The 18,017-nt window shown below is 38.6% G+C and carries 15 protein-coding genes; 7 read left to right on the top strand and 8 right to left on the bottom strand.

What is annotated here, in order from left to right:
• Positions 1–220: 220 nt before the first annotated feature.
• From M1Q06_RS17035 to M1Q06_RS17025, 3 genes are all read right to left on the bottom strand, one after another.
• Complete coding sequence (locus M1Q06_RS17035; protein WP_394119747.1) at positions 221–1,117, bottom strand: macrolide 2'-phosphotransferase; 897 nt, start codon at positions 1,115–1,117, stop codon at positions 221–223.
• 361 nt (positions 1,118–1,478) lie between these two features.
• Entirely contained in the window at positions 1,479–1,523 is a 45-nt protein-coding gene (locus tag M1Q06_RS17030) for an erythromycin resistance leader peptide (RefSeq protein ID WP_203334236.1), read from the bottom strand.
• A 655-nt stretch (positions 1,524–2,178) separates the two neighbouring features.
• A complete protein-coding gene (locus tag M1Q06_RS17025) occupies positions 2,179–2,532 on the bottom strand; it encodes a winged helix-turn-helix transcriptional regulator (protein WP_101190298.1) in 354 nt (117 codons plus the stop codon).
• Positions 2,533–2,725: 193 nt separating this feature from the next.
• Between M1Q06_RS17025 and M1Q06_RS17020 the strand changes: the two genes are divergently transcribed.
• On the top strand, positions 2,726–3,712 hold the full coding sequence (locus M1Q06_RS17020) for a Gfo/Idh/MocA family protein (protein WP_404337671.1): 987 nt from the start codon (positions 2,726–2,728) through the stop codon (positions 3,710–3,712).
• Between the two features lie 15 nt (positions 3,713–3,727).
• On the opposite strand, the gene M1Q06_RS17015 is transcribed toward M1Q06_RS17020, so the two are convergent.
• From M1Q06_RS17015 to hxlA, 4 genes are all read right to left on the bottom strand, one after another.
• Positions 3,728–4,579, bottom strand: a complete 852-nt coding sequence (locus M1Q06_RS17015) for a Cof-type HAD-IIB family hydrolase (RefSeq protein ID WP_101190296.1) — start codon at positions 4,577–4,579, stop codon at positions 3,728–3,730.
• Positions 4,580–4,639: 60 nt separating this feature from the next.
• Positions 4,640–5,257: a cyclase family protein gene (locus M1Q06_RS17010; RefSeq protein ID WP_101805442.1), complete on the bottom strand. Its 618-nt coding sequence runs from the start codon at positions 5,255–5,257 to the stop codon at positions 4,640–4,642.
• 170 nt (positions 5,258–5,427) lie between these two features.
• Positions 5,428–5,982 carry a 6-phospho-3-hexuloisomerase gene (hxlB, locus tag M1Q06_RS17005; protein WP_101190294.1) on the bottom strand — a complete coding sequence of 185 codons (555 nt, stop codon included), beginning with the start codon at positions 5,980–5,982 and terminating at the stop codon, positions 5,428–5,430.
• A 1-nt stretch (position 5,983) separates the two neighbouring features.
• A complete protein-coding gene (hxlA, locus tag M1Q06_RS17000) occupies positions 5,984–6,625 on the bottom strand; it encodes a 3-hexulose-6-phosphate synthase (protein WP_101190293.1) in 642 nt (213 codons plus the stop codon).
• A gap of 612 nt (positions 6,626–7,237) precedes the next feature.
• Between hxlA and zwf the strand changes: the two genes are divergently transcribed.
• Genes zwf through gndA form a run of 3 tightly spaced genes read left to right on the top strand, consistent with a single transcriptional unit; the run spans position 7,238 to position 11,569 of the window.
• Positions 7,238–8,755 carry a glucose-6-phosphate dehydrogenase gene (zwf, locus tag M1Q06_RS16995; protein WP_404337668.1) on the top strand — a complete coding sequence of 506 codons (1,518 nt, stop codon included), beginning with the start codon at positions 7,238–7,240 and terminating at the stop codon, positions 8,753–8,755.
• A 31-nt stretch (positions 8,756–8,786) separates the two neighbouring features.
• Positions 8,787–10,160, top strand: coding sequence for a glucose-6-phosphate isomerase (locus M1Q06_RS16990; RefSeq protein WP_142828483.1), 1,374 nt, complete (start codon positions 8,787–8,789; stop codon positions 10,158–10,160).
• On the top strand, positions 10,157–11,569 hold the full coding sequence (gndA, locus tag M1Q06_RS16985; protein ID WP_101801551.1) for an NADP-dependent phosphogluconate dehydrogenase: 1,413 nt from the start codon (positions 10,157–10,159) through the stop codon (positions 11,567–11,569). Before M1Q06_RS16990 ends, gndA begins: the two co-directional genes overlap by 4 nt.
• A gap of 448 nt (positions 11,570–12,017) precedes the next feature.
• Here gndA and M1Q06_RS16980 read toward each other — a convergent pair whose 3' ends face one another.
• Positions 12,018–13,157: a zinc-dependent alcohol dehydrogenase gene (locus M1Q06_RS16980; protein ID WP_101801550.1), complete on the bottom strand. Its 1,140-nt coding sequence runs from the start codon at positions 13,155–13,157 to the stop codon at positions 12,018–12,020.
• A gap of 457 nt (positions 13,158–13,614) precedes the next feature.
• On the opposite strand from M1Q06_RS16980, the gene M1Q06_RS16975 reads away from it, so the two are divergent.
• The 3 genes from M1Q06_RS16975 (at position 13,615) to M1Q06_RS16965 (ending at position 17,699) form a co-directional block, all read left to right on the top strand.
• Positions 13,615–14,232, top strand: coding sequence for a recombinase family protein (locus M1Q06_RS16975; RefSeq protein WP_434402961.1), 618 nt, complete (start codon positions 13,615–13,617; stop codon positions 14,230–14,232).
• A 251-nt stretch (positions 14,233–14,483) separates the two neighbouring features.
• Entirely contained in the window at positions 14,484–15,512 is a 1,029-nt protein-coding gene (locus M1Q06_RS16970) for an ATP-binding protein (RefSeq protein ID WP_434402959.1), read from the top strand.
• Between the two features lie 279 nt (positions 15,513–15,791).
• Entirely contained in the window at positions 15,792–17,699 is a 1,908-nt protein-coding gene (locus M1Q06_RS16965) for a P-loop NTPase fold protein (protein WP_434402957.1), read from the top strand.
• Positions 17,700–18,017 lie beyond the last annotated feature (318 nt).

The following is an 18,017-nucleotide window of genomic DNA, read 5'->3' as shown; positions in this document are numbered from 1 at the left end:
TTTGCTACCTCCGAAATTTTTAATTTCGTACCGATAGCCAAGATCGATACGAGCTTCTGCTTCAAGCCCGCATCAATCAATAAAACAATAAAAATTGCATTACGTTCCCCTCCTAATTCAAGTATTAAGTTACCATTTACAGTTGATGTCATTTAAAAAAATAGAACACCCTTCGCGTTAAACTGATCGTTAAGCACAGTTAAACGACCAGTCCATTTCATTAAATTTCGCTAGCGAGCATGTGTGCAGCTGTTTCGTGCATCTCTTGAAGGCCTGAGATTTCTGCAAATTCAGCTATAGTGATGGCGCTGGTTGTTAGAAATTCTACAATATGCTCATCCATTCTTGACCACGTTTTCCCACCGGCATTTTCATAAGCATTGATTAACTTTGTTAGTCCATCATTCCCAAAAAGAAGGTGATGGGACAGGAAATCGACAGATACATCAGCAATCCCTACTTCTGTCCAGTCAATTAAGCCCGTTACTTGATAGTTTTTATTAATAAGGATATGACCCGGATGTATGTCACCGTGTTTCACTCCTACATGGGAGGGCCAAAAAGAGTCTTCGGCAAGCCATGCTTGCCAACGGTCCCATAAAGCTGGATTGATCTCGTATTGTTTCTTTACCCGTTCCATTCGCTGTTTCAAGGAAGTTCTTAACTCATCGGCACGAAGGGTTTCAACCCCGATATGTTTGAATTCTTCCTGAGGCAATGCGTGTAAATCTGCTAGGACTTTTCCTAATGATTGATAATACGCAGGTGGAACATTGGATTCATCAAAACTCCAAACATAGTTCTGTTGCTCCACATCAATCGTCGCTGCAGGAATGCCCTTTAGTTGCTTATAAGCAACTAAATCTTCAGAGAAGATAGACCAATTCGGAACTTGAAAGCTCGCTTGTTGGTGAAGGATATCTAACGCTTTTTTCTCTTGGCCTGCATGTCTCATTGACTCAGGTCTACGCGGAATTCTTAAAATCCATTTATCTCCATGTTGATCTTTGGCGTGGACTACTTGAAAGTCAACACCCGACTCATTGATTTTGATGCTGCTTTCTACAATATCCAATCCTCTATCCGTTGCTAATTGTTTAAGTTTAAGTGTATTCAAGTTTATTTCCTCCAATTGTTTATTCTAATAAATTTTTTTGATTCTATTTTCTTGTATTCTCTCTATGATCTGCCGCACATTTGACAAACTCATGGTGATTCCAGAAAACAAAAAAACTCACAGACGGCTTGTCTGTGAGTAAAAGGGACATTACTAATCAATTAATATCAGGTAAATAAAGATAGATTTCATACAAATTCCTTTAAAATCCTTGTTGAAGAAAGAAAACTACAGAATTATAAAAGGTAGAGTTATACCTCTTCTTTAACTATTTTAATTTTATAGAGTGAAGATTATTAAAAAAGGACAGACTTATCCCGTTTACTCTGATTTCACAAACAGAGCCTTTGAACGTATTCAATTACTGATTCAAAGTTGGGAAACGAAGTTTCATTGAGTGTGTCATTTTTTAATAATCCTCCTTATCGAATAAGCGTACATTAATCATTGTATATTACTAAATAAAGTTAGTCAAAAGAGTTGGCTTGTTCCATCTTCATGGAATTCATTTATAGAGATTAATAATTTCATAGGAGTTTAAAGTTCTACTGGATGCACCAATTATTTCCACACATTAATTGACTAAAGAATGTAAATGCATTTCTCATTAATTAGCGTTCGTAAAAGTACATCTTTACGAACAAAAAGAGAGAAAAGACGGGCTTTAGTCAGCCTCTTTTCTCTCTTTGTATACCATCAACTTCCGTTAATCCCTCATATGTTAACTGATTTTGAAGAGAAAATCCTTTTATAAATTTTCCGGCACAAAATTACAAGTCTAAAATCAGTAAGGCTCCATCTGCACGGAAGTCAGCGCTTGGATTAATTCTATGTGGCATATCTAAATAAACCGGTCTCCTGTACTAAGTACAGTATTGCATCGCATTCATGATATTTTCTAAAGTTCTACCTTGAAAGCTTCCATTGATTCGACACGCCAGTCCAATATTTAATGGAGTATCAATAAAAATTGTTTAGAAGAAACTCCATTAAAATAAAGCGGATTTCATTTTACTGAAATCCGCTTTATTTTATTCAGCTATTTTTAAATACTAACTAACTTAGTTGTTTTCTATTTGCTGATCCAAGTTTTGCTCGATGTATTCTTTGCCCCATTCGTACATGGAATCAAGAATTGGAATAAGGCTTCTTCCTTGTTCGGTAAGTGAGTACTCCACTTTCGGCGGAACCACAGGGTATACTTCCCGGTGGACAATCAAATGATCTTCCAGTTCACGCAATTGATTCACGAGCATCCGTTGCGTGATGCCTGGCATAAGACTTTTTAATTCCCCAAAACGTTTAGTTCCTTCTTTTCCTAAATGCCATAGCACTAGCATTTTCCACTTTCCTCCGATGATGGAAAGTGTCAGCTCTTTTTCACAATTAAAAACTTTCTCTCCTAAATTAGGCATCTATTTTCTTTCCTTCCTTGTTATATTTCTATCGTATACTTTTCGATACTATGTGATAAAAAAGTCAGTACTATAATTAATGTAACTTACTAATTATACTAGATATAGAATGGTTAGTAAATTTTTTAGCATTGGAATAATGTCTTTGCAATTGTGGGCGATAATGCAATAAAGACAGAAAAGAGGATAAAAAATGATACGAATTGGCATAGTGGGTACTAATTGGATTACAGAAAGATTGCTTGAAGCGGCAAAAGGGATTGAGAATTTTAAATTAGCAGCCGTTTATTCCCGAACGTTGGAAAGAGCAGAGGAATTTGCCAGTCAATATGGAATAACTAAAATTTTTACCGACTTAGAAGAAATGGCAGTCAGCGATGAAATCGATGCGGTTTATATTGCCACACCCAACTCATTCCATGCTGACCAAGCCGTCTTGTTTTTAAAAAACTCCAAACATGTATTATGTGAAAAACCGATGGCTGCCAATGCAGCAGAAGCAGCGAAAATGATTCAAGAAGCGAAAGATCATAATGTGCTGCTTATGGAAGCGATGAAATCTACGTTGCTTCCAAACTTTAAGGCCATTCAAAATAATCTGCACAAACTCGGCCCTATCCGCAGATACTTTGCTAGCTATTGCCAGTACTCATCGCGTTATGATGCATACAAAAAAGGAACAGTATTAAATGCATTTAATCCAAATTTTGCGAACGGTTCATTGATGGATCTGGGCACCTACTGTTTATACCCTCTCATTTTACTGTTCGGCGAGCCAAAAGAAATAAAGGCCACAGGTCTTACCCTGGATTCCGGTATAGATGGCGAAGGAAGTGTCCTATTGAAATATGATGACAAAGATGCGGTTATCATTTATTCAAAAATCACAAATTCCACTTTACCAAGCGAAATCCAAGGGGAAAAAGGAATTATGGTGATTGATAAAATACATTCAGCCGAAAAAGTGGACATTCATTACAACGATGGCACTGTTGAATCAGTGACAGTAGAACAACCTCAGCCCGCTATGTATTATGAAGTGAAAGAGTTTATCGATTTAATCAGCCAAAAGAAAACGGAGTCACTTGTTAATTCGTTTGAAAACTCCTATACCACCATGTGCGTAATGGATAAAGTCCGCCAAGAAATCGGCCTGTCCTATCCAAGTGATTCCAAGTAAACGGTCTTCAATTGATCAGGCCGTCGGAAGCGAATCAGAATTTTTTTCTTCTATATAATTGGAAGTATTCACTGGCTCTAAAATAAACTTTTCTAATACGTGAAGCACCCCTTCTTCATTGTTCGTAAAGGTCGTATAATCAGCCATAGCTTTCACTTCCTTTACGGCATTTCCCATTGCTATACCGAGACCGGCTGTCTCAATAAGTTCGATGTCATTATAGTTGTCACCAATACCGATTATTTCTGAACGGTCTATACCAAGTTTTTTCGCTAAGCATAATAGGGCACTACCTTTGTTTGCCTCGGGATGGGTGATTTCAAGGTAGTGTTTTTTTGATTTTGCGATGTGAGCATACTTGCCGAATAAGGTTTGCAATTCATTTTGTAAGTAATCGAGGACGATTGGTTCTTCGATAAAAAGTAGTTTTGTCACGCCTTTTTGGGCAAGCTTGATGAGATTGGGCTCTATCCTATAGGGCACTTTAACTGCTTCAGAATAAGCAATCAGCTTGTCATTTTCTACGGCACTGTAGAGAATATCATCTTGGTATATTTGTAGATGTAATTTTTTCTCACGAGAAATTTCGATTAACTTTTGTGCAATATCGGGAGGAACAGTGCGCTCATATATTACTTCTTTTTCATTAACATCCTTGATCAATGCACCTTGATAAGTGATGAGCGGTACATTTATACCCAACTGCAGGGCAATGAGTTTCGCAGAGGAAAACATGCGGCCCGTAGCAATCGTAACAATTGTCCCCGCTTCCACCGCTTTTTTAATAGCGGTTACTGTATTTGGTGAAATCATTAAATCGTCTGTGAGCAATGTCCCATCGAGATCGATCGCGACCAATTTATACATAGGCTCTCTCCTTACAATTATGTTTTATCTTTCATGGAAAAATAATTGAAACAGAAAAATTCAACTTAATCCTTCAAACAACAATACTCGCGCAGGTGAAGCCTCCGTACCTACTAATTTCAAAGGCGCGGCAACCATAAAGTATTGTCCCTGCTCCACTTCCTTCAATCTCAGGCCCTCTATGATGATGATGTCATTTGCAAATAAGGTTTTATGCGTCGGATGCCCTTCTTGGCTTCTTTCAATTCCAAGCGCATCTATTCCAACCCCGCGAATCCCTAACTCAGCAAGATAGCTTGCTCCATCTTTTGCCAGATAGACAAAATCAAAATTAAACTTTTCCTCAAACGAGTTTTTCGTTTTTAATAAAATAAAATCTCCTTTTTGAAGCTTGAATCCTTCTAAGTCCGTTTTTGAAATTCCGTTCTTTACTGCCGTCAAATCGAGAACTTGACAAGGCCCTACAAGACTGTCCAGCGAAAGCGATTCGAATGTCTCTCCATTCACATTCATATGAAGCGGCGCATCGATATGCGTTCCGGTGTGCACATCCAGATCCAGCCGCGTTTCCGTAACATAGCCGTTTGTCTGCTGATTGATTTTTGGCTGTTTTTCCGGTTTGTCCTTGTAAACGGTCATGCCTTCATAGATCGCCCCTGTTACATCATACATTTTCATGTAATCCAACCTTCCATTACTAATATTGTCTTCAATGATACCTTCACCTTCGCATGCCATTTATACAGTTGTCCAATGAAAATACTTTGGTGCAAAAAAGTTCAAGCTTGATAAACAATTAAAAATAAGCTTGAGCTTAAAAAATCTTAAACTCAAGCTTATTCGTTGTTCTATTCTAAATTCGCATGTCTGCCATACATGACATCGGATTTGAGTCCCTTTTTATCCATGAATCTCAAAATCACCGCGTCATAAAACACAAGAAGCGACTGTTCAAACAATGATCCCATCGGTTGAATCGATTTGCCACTAGTGCCCTCCCCTTTTGCTTGTGCCGGTATTTCAATTCGAATATCCGCCAGTTTGCCTATTGTAGACTCAGGGTTTGTAGTAACAGCCACTATGGTTGCACCGATGCTTTTGGCTTTCTTCGTCATGGCTGCGAGGCTTTGGGTCTCCCCGGAACCAGAACCGACAATGAAAATATCATCGACTTCCAGGTTAGGTGTCACCGTTTCTCCAACCACATACGCATCCAGGCCTACGTGCATCATACGCATCACAAATGCCTTAGCCATAAAGCCGGATCGGCCCCCGCCTGCCACAAATATTTTCTTTGCACGCAGGATGCCGTCCACTGCCTTTTCGGCTTCCTCATCATCAATGAGAGCAGTGGTCCGCTTCAATTCAGCCAGTATTTCGTCTGTATAGCCCGCCGTGTTCATATTACGCCGTCACACTTTCTTTCATCATCTTTTGAATTTTTTCCGCTTCCGCGCCCTTGTTCTCTTTGCTTGTAATTCCACCGCCGACAATGATTAAATCCGGTTGTGCTTTAATGACTTCCGGCAATGTCTCCAGTTTGATGCCGCCTGCAATAGCAGTTTTGGCATTTTTTACGACGCTTTTGATTGTACGAAGATCTTCGAACGAATCTTTCCCTTCCGCTTGCAGATCGTAGCCTGTGTGGACACAGATATAATCCGCGCCAAGTTCATCAAGCTCTGCGGCCCGTGTTTTGATATCTTTTACGGCGATCATATCCACCAGGATTTTCTTGCCTTGTTTTTTCGCTTCTTCAACTGCGCCCTTGATGGATGAGTCTTCTGCCTGAGCAAGAATCGTAACAATATCTGCTCCTGCAGCAGCAGCATTTGATACTTCATAAGCTGCAGCGTCCATAATTTTCACATCTGCAAGAACTTCCAGGTTAGGGAAAGCTGCTTTTATTTCTGCGACAGCTTTAAGACCTTCTTTATTGATGACTGGCGTTCCGATTTCAACGATGTCGATAAACGCCTCTACTTCTTTAACCACTTCGATTGCTTGTGGAATGTTTACTAAGTCTAAAGCTAATTGTAATTTCATACGTCATTCTCCTTGTTGTCGTATTTTTGATTCTAACTTAGTGTAAAACCTACAAGCATTGTTGTGAAGTACGCACTTTAATTTCACATACTGACAAAAAGTATACTGTCGGCGCCTATCACAATGGTAATCTGTTTAATTTCATATATATGCATTTATTTCCTAATGTATCTGATTAACTTTATAGTTCTATTAAGACCGCTTTAAGATAATCCAATTACTTTTTCCTTTTCACTAAACACTCAACACGACTTATCCAGTTTGAAAATCAATTACTTGTTTCTTATCCGAATGAGCTATTGTAACTTTTTTGCAATAGATTACTTTCGATAATGGGATTTAACCTTTGTTATTTCTCCCTCAAAAAATCCTAAATTCCTTAACTTCTAAAAAATATTTCATGATAGAGATATTTTGTATATCAGATAAGTTTTTAAGAACCGGATCCCTGGTGAATTTCCTCCTCTTTCCCTTGCGACAGTATACTTTTTGTAAGTATATGTTTATAAAGTGCGTACTTACATAAAAAACTTTGAGTCATTATACTAAAACCTGTTGCGATTATCAGTCATGCCAGAGACACATGATTTTAAAAGTAGGAGGTTTTAACATATGCACACCGAGAATCTGCTTGAAGAATTTAATTTTCAAAATGATTTATTTGAATTTAAACAAGAACGGCCCCTGCAAAACATGACATTTGTCTTGTTCGGAGCAACAGGAGATTTAGCACAACGCAAGTTATTTCCCGCTCTGTACAATCTATACCTGGACGGGAAGTTACCTGAAACCATCTCCGTTGTCAGTACCGGCAGAGACTATTGTTCGGATGAAACCTTTCAGTATAAAGTGGAAAAAGCACTTCGCAGCTATTCGAGAAGAGCCATTCACGCTTCATCTTTGCCGGATTTCTTAGAGAAATTCCGGTACTGCAGCTTTGATGCAACAGAAAAAGAGTCTTACCACAAGTTGCGCGAACTTATAGAAAACAGGGAGAAAGAATTGGGCATTCCACAAAACCGGCTGTTTTATTTGTCTGTGGCCCCCTGTTTAATTGATATTATTACGTCCAACCTTAGTAAAAGCGGAATCAGTCAAAACAACGGGTGGAAACGCCTCATTGTTGAAAAACCGTTTGGAAACAGCCTAAAAACAGCCAGAAAATTAAATGAACATTTGAGCCACGTGTTCCGTGAAGAGGAAATCTACAGAATTGATCATTACCTCGGGAAGCCTATGGTACAAAATCTAAGAACTTTATTCTTAGCGAATCCGATCTTGGAATCTTTGTTGAATCATAAACAAATTTCAAATGTCCAAATTACAGCAAGTGAGACTGTAGGTGTAGAAAACCGGGCTGATTATTATGATAAGGCAGGAGCCATCAGGGATATGGTTCAAAACCACCTTCTTCAGTTGGTCACGATGACAGCCGTTTATCTATCGGATAACTTCATGGAAAATGAGGGCCGGGTGAAAAAGACAGACATTATTGCCTCTCTCCAACCCATCCGGAAAGAAAAAGCATACCAATGCGTTGTCCGCGGCCAGTATGGTCCGGGAGAGGTTCAGGGCAACCCTGTCATTGGCTACAAAGAGGAGCCGGGGGTTAATGATTCCTCAACGAATGATACTTTTTTTGCGGCACGCCTATCTATCAATCATCCATCCTGGCAGGGGATTCCCTTTTATATACGAACAGGCAAACGGATGAAACTGAAGTCGACACAGATTGTCATTGAATTCGAGAACAAGGTGATGGATTTAAATACACAGTTAGGAAGCTCTCCAAATTTAATGATTCTTGAAATTAGTCCAAATGAAAGCATTTCGTTGCGTGTAAATTTAAAAGATCCATCCAGCACTCGATACAAACCTGTTTGGATTGATTTCTCAACCAGCTCAGAAAATCAGCCGGAAGCATATGAACTTCTGCTCTATGATGCACTGCGCGGCGATTCAACGTTCTTTGCCGATTGGAGAGAAGTGGAACTATCATGGAAGTGGATTCAACCACTATTAGAAGCTTACCAAGAGGAGTTATTGCCTTTATATTCTTATCCAGCCGGTTCAACAGGTCCAGAAATGGCAAATGAGTTATTGCTGACGGATCAATCGAATTGGTGGTAAAAAATAGTTCATTCAAAAGGAGAGAGATTACATGACCGTTTCATTTGATTTCACCAATGTATTATCGTTTATGACGAATAGCGAGTTTGAAAATATTAGCGAATTTGTCAAACAAGCGCATAATCAACTTCACCAGCAGACAGGACCGGGTTCTGACTACTTGGGGTGGATCGACTGGCCGATTAACTATGATAAAGAAGAGTTTCTCCAGGTGAAACTGGCTGCCGAAAGAATTCAGCAACAATCAGATGCGCTGATTGTGATTGGCATCGGCGGCTCTTATCTAGGTTCCAAGGCAGCAATAGAAGCCTTATCGCATACGTTCCATAACCAAGTTAAAGGAAATACGGAAGTTTATTTTGCCGGACATAACATTAGCCCAGCTTATATCACACATTTGCTTCAGATACTGGAAGGGAAAGACATTTCAATCAATGTGATCTCCAAGTCAGGCACGACCACTGAACCCGCTTTAGCATTCCGGATATTCCGCACCTTTCTGGAAAAAAAGTATGGAAAAAAAGAAGCCGGAAACCGAATTTATGTCACAACCGACCGGAGCAAAGGCGCGCTTCGGAATCTTGCAGTTGAAGAAGGATACGAAACATTTGTCATTCCTGATAATATCGGAGGACGATACTCCGTTTTGACTCCAGTCGGTTTACTTCCGATGGCTGTAGCCGGGCTTAATATCGACCAAGTGATGCAGGGGGCAAAAGCTGCTTACCACAAATACAACAATCCCGTACTCGCTACAAACGAAAGCTACCAATATGCTGCAGTAAGGAATATTTTTTATAATAAAGGAAAATCGATTGAACTGTTTGTAAGCTACGAGCCTGGCCTGCTTTCTACAGCAGAATGGTGGAAACAACTTTTCGGGGAAAGTGAAGGGAAAGATGAAAAAGGACTCTTCCCCGCTTCTGTCAATTTCTCCACTGATTTACATTCAATGGGGCAGTATGTGCAGGAAGGGCGCCGTCTATTCTTTGAAACAGTTTTGCAAGTGAAGAAACCTTCCCTCGATCTTGTCATACAAGAAGATCCAGCCAATATGGATGGGTTGAACTTCTTAGCAGGAAAAACGATGGATGAAGTGAACAAAAAAGCGGCACTTGGAACTTCCCTTGCTCATGTCGATGGAGGTGTGCCGAATCTGGTCATTGAGCTAGACGAACTCAATGAATTCACCTTTGGCGAAATGATTTATTTCTTCGAAAAAGCCTGCGCGATCAGCGGCACTTTACTCGGTGTCAATCCATTTGACCAACCAGGAGTAGAGGCATATAAAACCAATATGTTTGCATTGCTTGGCAAAGAAGGATTTGAAAAAGAAAGAGAAAAGCTGGAAAATCGGCTGTTGCCGTCTGGCAACTCACAAAACGATGAGGTGAAAATACAATGAAGCAGCAAATTGGAGTCATCGGTTTAGGGGTAATGGGAAAAAACTTAGCCCTGAACATGGAGAGTAAAGGTTATTCTGTATCTGTCTATGATTATTGGACAGACCGAATCGACGAATTAGCTGAAAAAGAAGCACAAGGAAAAAAGATTTTGGGAGCATACAGTGTTGAAGAGTTTGTCCTTTCATTGGAAACCCCCCGCAAAATCTTGTTGATGGTGAAATCTGGAGACACGACGGATTCGGTCATTGAATCCCTCCTTCCCCACCTTCAATCAGGGGACATTCTAATAGACGGAGGAAATTCGTTTTTTGAAGACACGAATAGGCGAACAGCAAAATTACAAGAAGCAGGCTTGCACTTTCTAGGCGCCGGAATTTCCGGCGGAGAAGAAGGTGCCCGCAACGGTCCTTCCATCATGCCCGGTGGACCGAAAGAAGCATATGAACAAGTCAAACCTATTCTGGAAGCAATTTCGGCAAAAGTAGATGACACTCCTTGCAGTGCCTATATGGGTCCTGATGGAGCTGGCCATTATGTAAAAATGGTTCATAATGGCATTGAATACGGCGATATGCAATTGATATCCGAAGCCTATTTCATCATGAAACACGCGCTTGGCCTTTCTGTCCTAGAAATGTCCACTATATTCTCGGATTGGAACAAAGGGGAGCTTGACAGTTACCTTGTCGAAATTACCGCCGATATTTTGAACAAGCGGGATGAAGATACCGGGAAGCCGCTTGTTGATCAGATTTTGGATGTGGCCGGACAGAAAGGGACTGGGAAATGGACAAGCCAAAACGCGTTGGATTTAGGTGTTTCCCTTCCAATCGTCACAGAGTCCGTTTTCGCAAGGTTTATTTCCTCGGTCAAGGAAGAACGGGTCGCGGCAAGCAAAATTCTGCAAGGCCCTGAACCGAAAAAACAGGCAGGCGACTCCCAAGAAATGATTGAAGCCATCCGCAAAGCCTTATACATGAGTAAGATTTGCTCGTATGCCCAAGGTTTTGCCCAAATGCGTGCGGCATCTGAAGAGTATGGCTGGAATATTCCTTACGGGGACGTTGCCATGATCTTCCGTGGAGGATGCATCATCCGGGCGCAATTCCTGCAAAAGATCAAAGAAGCATTTGACGGCAATCCCGAACTGCCTAACTTATTAATTGATCCATATTTCCAGGAGATTATAGGGGAGTATCAGCATTCTCTACGAAAAGTGCTGACGCTGGCCATTCAGCAAGGAATTCCGGCGCCCGCTTTTTCAAGCGCATTGGCTTACTATGACAGCTATCGCTCTGAGACATTGCCAGCCAATTTAATCCAGGCACAGCGGGATTACTTTGGTGCCCATACGTACCAGCGTGTAGACAAAGAAGGTTTCTTCCACACCGAGTGGCAAGTAAAATAACCAGAAACAATAAGTATGTAGAAGCTTGTTAGAACATCACGTAATCAGACTGAAAGGCCTGTTGGAAAAAGAAAGTTTTCCAGCGGGCTTTTTTGAATACATTGCAGCCTCCATGCTCATTGACGCCTTCTCCAATAGATTTTAATTGTCGATAAACAATTATCTGGAATCTGGAACCTTCAGGAAAATCATCTTTTTATGTTTGAAACTTTAACTCTATGAAAAAATTCTACCGTTAAAAGGGGCGGAATCCCTAAAAGAACCAATCTGCTAAAGGGTATGCTATTTTGATTATTTTTAAGTTGATAAACTACCGCAGATCTAAAATGATAGCACTCGCTCGATGCATTCCTACAGGAGCAAGCGAACCGGTAAATTCGGCAAAAAAACAAACGTCCCTAAACATTTGGGGCGTTTGTTCGTATAAAATCTCCATTTATTTATGGGGTTACGGTTTTAGGATGACTTTCGTGCAATCATCCGTATGGTCATTGAAAATCTTATAAGCATCGCTTGCTTTTTCAAGCGGCATTATATGGGAAATGATTTCACGCGGATCAAATTCACCGTTTTCAATTTTTTCGTACAGCATCGGCATCAAATGAATAACCGGTGCCTGTCCCATCTTCATCGTCACGTTGCGTTCGAACATATTGCCGAGTGGGAACATATTGTACGTAAGACCGTAGATACCGGTCAGCTGGATAACGCCGAATTTGCTGACGGCATCTTTGGCAATATCGATGGCACTAAGTGTTCCGCCTTGCAGCTTCAGTTTCTGCTGGACTGCTTCAGCCGTGGATTTTTTGCCGTCCATCCCTACACAGTCAATAACGACACGCGCACCGCCGCTTGTAATTTCATGAATGTATGCACCCATATTGTCATACTGGTTGAAATCGAATACCTCTACGTTATTCATCTTTTTCGCCAGATTCATGCGATATGGAACTTCGTCAACTGCAATCACGCGTTTGGCGCCTTTCATCCAGGCAAATTTCTGTGTCATTAAGCCAATCGGTCCACAACCGAGTACCACGACCGTATCGCCCTGTTTTACTCCTGCATTCTCCACGCTCCACCAAGCGGTTGGCAGAACATCCGACAAGAAAAGCAACGACTCGTCTTCAAGTTCTGAGGATTCCGGAATGACGTACGGCATGAAGTTGCCATAAGGAACCCGCAAGTACTCTGCCTGACCGCCCGAGTAACTACCGTAGCGTTCAGTAAATCCGAAGTAGCCACCCGTATCAAAATGAGGGTTGCCGTTTGAGTTGTCGCACTGGCTTTCCAGATCATGGTTGCAATAGAAGCATTGCCCACAGCTGACATTGAACGGCAGTACAATCCGGTCGCCTTTTTTCACCTTGGTGACTTCTGGTCCTACCTCTTCTACGATTCCCATCGGTTCATGGCCGATGACATAATCTTTTCTGGCAGGTAAAGCTCCTTGATAAATATGTAAATCGGATCCACAAATCGCGGTTGAAGTAATTTTTACAATGATATCGTCCTTTTTTTCAAGTTCAGGATCTTTCACGTTTTTCACTTTCATGTCCTTCACGCCTTGGAAAGTTACGGCTTTCATCTTTATCCCTCCATTTCATCTTAACTACAGTCTCCTTTCCCTTTCTCTATTTAAATAAACTTATTAATCAGGATACAGTGATTTACTCTCGGCTTCTCACAACACCATGCGTACCCTTCGGCACACGGTGGTTCATTTAAGACGCATAATCAGTTTCTATCAATTTCTTCTGCATTTTCAAAAGTTTTTTTATATGGGGCATTTAACTTCCTATATACATTTCAATGCGTTTCTCCTAATTATAATCAATCCAGAATTAGTTAACTATACAACAACGAAAATAGAACCGTTCGTAAAAGTACACTTTTACGAACGCTTTAAAAATGCCCGATAATGGTTAAAAATAGCGTTCGTAAACGTGTCAAATGACTTTACGAACGTTCGCGAAATTGTATATACTTTTACGAACGGTTTTCAGGTATAATGAGAGAAAAAGAATCGTTTATAGAGGTGAATTATGGAACATCGAAAATTTGGTTACATACGCGTCAGCAGCAAAGATCAAAATGAAGGACGTCAATTGGAAGCCATGAAAAAAATGGGCATCAATGGGCGAGATATATATTTAGACAAACAAAGTGGAAAGAACTTCGAACGAGCGAACTATCAATTATTAAAACGAGTTATTCGGAAGGGTGACATTTTGTATATCCATTCCCTGGATCGGTTCGGCCGGAACAAAGAAGAAATCCTCCAGGAGTGGAATGACCTCACGAAAAATATTGAAGCCGATATCGTGGTCTTGGATATGCCGTTATTGGATACGACGCAATACAAAGACAGCATGGGGACATTTATTGCAGATTTGGTTTTGCAGATACTATCCTGGATGGCTGAAGAGGAACGAGAACGGATCCGAAAACGGCAGCGTGAAGGTATCGACTTGGCGTTACAAAATGGGATTCAGTTTGGACGGACCCCTGTTCTTGTTTCAGAAGAATTCAAAGAGGTTTATAGAAAGTGGAAAGCTAAAGAACTAACAGCAGTGGAGGCCATGCAAGTAGCCGGAGTTAAAAAGACCAGTTTTTATAAATTGGTAAAAGCAGTCGAAGAAGAAACGACCAACACTATATAATAGAAGAAACTCGTCATACAAACATTGACGTTGTAATAACAAAATTTACTGATATGTCTTAGAATTACTAATCAATCTAAAAACCTTAAGATGGACTCGCATCTTAAGGTTTTTCTTATTCCAATTATTCAATCTTTTATGACGTATACTAAGTATAGCTCTTTCTGAAGAGTGAACGGCTTATGTAACACTTCTACCACTAAGACCACGACAAGCGGATTTAATTGAAATATTTACTAGGAGGAGATTTTTTGGAGGATCCCAGAATTGACTATCTCAATGTACAAAATTTAACGTTAGAAAATATGCTTACTGTATATTTCAAGGAAGAAAATTTCGAGAACAAAGATGTCATAGTTTTTGATTTCGGATTTATGAATCGGGTTGAACCTTTAGCAATGCTACTTTTTTCGAGCAGACTACGGCAATTGAGAATTAAATTTCCAGAAACAAGGTTCAGAGCTCTTAATCATGAATACAATACCTATGCTTCACATATGGGGTTTTTTGAAAGCTTTGGCCTAAGCCACGGTAAAAAACCCGGAGAAGCATCGGGTAGTTCTACTTATCTTCCAATCACAATGATTGATGTAAAGCAGTTAAGAATAGAATCATACGAAAGTGATAATGGTATAGTCCAACAAGTGATTTGGAGAAAAGCCATGGAAATGGCCGAAATACTCTGTTTTGGAAATGAAGAAATAAAACATGCCGTTTTTAGATGCTTAAATGAAATTCTCAGAAACACTGTTGAACACAGTGAAACTGAAAGTGTATGGATTTGTGCGCAGTGCTGGAGCTATAAAAGAGAAATCGAAATTGCTATTCTTGATGAAGGAGTGGGAATTAATCAAACGCTAAAAGTAAATCCTTACCTTACTATTCCAAATGAACATACAGCGTTGACGCTCGCTCTTCAGCCTTCAATTTCTGGGAAAGCATTTATTCATAACGGGGTTGAACGCGGACATTTGGATGGAGGTTGGGATCATTCAGGGTTCGGCTTATACATAGCAAGTGAAATAAGTAGAAGGAACGGCTCATTCTTTATCTGTTCCGGAGATTCTGCTGTTTTTTTGAATTCAGAAGGTAGTTATCCATACCAACTTCATCATTCTGGAACGGCTGTCAGATTAAGAGTAAACATTGACCAATTAGAAACTCTTACTCGATCTGATATCGATAAAATTATTAATGAAGGAGAGTTTCATGCTGCTACTAGCTATAGCGGTTTTGCTTTAACAAAAGCTTCATCAGCATCAAAGAAGTCTTTTAATTAAAATGAATTTTTCCTGTAGTGTTTCTAAATTACTTACTTCCCCCTTTATGCGAGATTGTTTGTGATATGTGTTTTGAAATGAAGAAAATAGAAAAGAGAAGAAGTTCGAAGCCTTCTTCTCTTGCTCTTATAAACCATCGTTTTTGAGAGTTAAATATTATATTCTATATTGTCGTTCTTTTACTATCGAATCTTTTATCTCTCCCTTAAGAAACAATCGAGTAACCTTTATCTCTTGTAGTTAATGAAGCTATAATAAACGTAAGGGAGGGCGCCAAACTTGAATCGTCATTGTGACAGAACAAAAGAGTTTTTAGTTAAATCGTCAGTCTTCGCTCTAATGTTTATTCTAATAGCAGAAATAGAAGTTTTAAAAAATGTAATAAAAAATATTCTGATCTTTGCAGAAAGCAACGGTATTTTGATGAGACTGGAATTTACAGACGTCAGCCAGTTATATACACTAACAAGAAAATGGGTAACTTTTTATTTAATTTTTTCCCTGATCGCTCTCTTACTAATAAAAGTATATCTCAAGGTTAGGCACTATTTTAATAGTCCTAAAAACAATAAATTAAATCCTTTTGAAAATAGCTTATATAAATACATCGAGGAAAATTCTAATGACAAAGGTTACTTAGTAACAGGTGAATGGGGCAGCGGCAAAACATATATAGTAAATCAATTTTTAGATAAATACTATAAGTTTTCGACGAAACCAATATATAGAATATCATGCTTTGGCCTCGACTCACGGCAGCTAGTATTAGAAGAAATTAAAAATCAAATCGAGATAAACGACAAATCCTTATTTAATTCGATTCAGTACATCCCAGTATTCGGAAAACCTATTTATAATATCTTGAAAGACTCCTATAGTTTAAAAAGCATTTCAAAAAATTCAATCTTTATATTTGATGATTTTGAAAGAATTACTTCGCTAGGCATAGCTACTAGCAAACGAACAAACAAATTATACGATAAAAGCACCTCTTTATTGAGAAGTAATATTTATAATAGAATTAATCAATCCAGAGAATTTGATGATATAAGTAAAGAATTTGATAAGGTTGAAAAAGCCTTTAGTAAATATTCTAGAGAAAACGAATTGATTTCTCTCATGGAAAATCTACAAAAATACAATGTTGTAACGGGATTAATTAACGAACTTGTAGAGAGTTATGATTTAAAAGTAATTATAATATGTAATGTGGACATATTAGGATATGACTATGTAGATAAAGTTTTTAGAGGCAAATTAGATTGTATTACTTACAATAAATCTATTGATAGAAATTCAATCAAAAATCTTTTTAAAGACTCACTTAAAAATCAAATATATTCTGGAGAAGATATAAAAATAATTATAGAAGATATTAGTGAGAGTTTAATTAATAGTTTTGAAAAAGTATGGCTGGCGAGTGGTAATAGTAATCTTAGACAAGCAAAATCGGTGATTCAGGCTTTTTTAGATACTGTAAATATTATTAGCCCTAGAACTAATTTGAATAAAACTTATTTATTTTCACTTTTTTTTAGCATTTATGTAGTTAGAGTATTAAGAGATGAAAACCAGTTGAAAAATTTAGATCAATTTTTAGTTGGGGGAAATCTTGTATTCTTTTTAAGTTTGTATGAAAAAAATAATTTATATACAACATTAAAATCACTCGATAATTATCATGAACTTAAATGGGTAGGCATATCTGTCTCTGGTTTTTGGGTTCTTAATATGGAAACTCCTGAAAACATCCTTAATCTGGTAAGAAGTTTTGAGACTTACGAATATAATGAAATAGAGAAAGCTCTTTTACAAGAAAATAATTTTAATTGGAATAGTGATAAATTATTAGTTGAGCATCCAATTTATGCTGCTATAGAAGTAATGAGCAAGAATTCAGAAACACGCGAATCACAACTTGATGAGATAAGTGAAAAAGTTAAAAATAGCATAGGCTGGATCCTTGACGATGGAAACACTACTTCAAGATCTGAAGAAGAAAAAGTACGAAATCTACTAGTTAAATTAGACAACTTTTTAAAAGGACGACAATATCCAGGGTTTCTCGAAAAGTGGTTTGACTCAATTTATTCATATTCAGAAGTTGAATCAGTTACTGAAGAAAAAAATGTTTACATACTCTCTCACTATAACCAATTCGTTCAAAAAAATAAGAGTTCAGAATGAGAACCAGTTAACTTTTGAAAGTAGACACACCATATTAAAAAGAGTAGCTTTTGCTACTCTTTTTTTGCTTGTCTGTTTGTTCAAAAGTAAAGTAAGATGAGCAATCTTACTTTGATAAAGACATTCCTCTATTTTCGTAACCAAGTAGTATATTTATAGAAGAAAGTACAAATGAAGCTGTTGATGGGAAGTTCTATTGCCATGCCGGATTAAATAACTATGTAATAAAGAAAGGTAAATCTTCAAGAAACGGGCCATTTTTTAGAATATAGGAAAGACGTTTGAGCATTAATAAAGGACCAAGTGTAGCACATAGTA

The sequence above is a fragment of the Planococcus sp. 11815 genome, from assembly GCF_051096385.1.
GTDB lineage: Bacteria > Bacillota > Bacilli > Bacillales_A > Planococcaceae > Planococcus > Planococcus citreus.
This window is presented reverse-complemented; position numbering and strand designations above follow the sequence as displayed.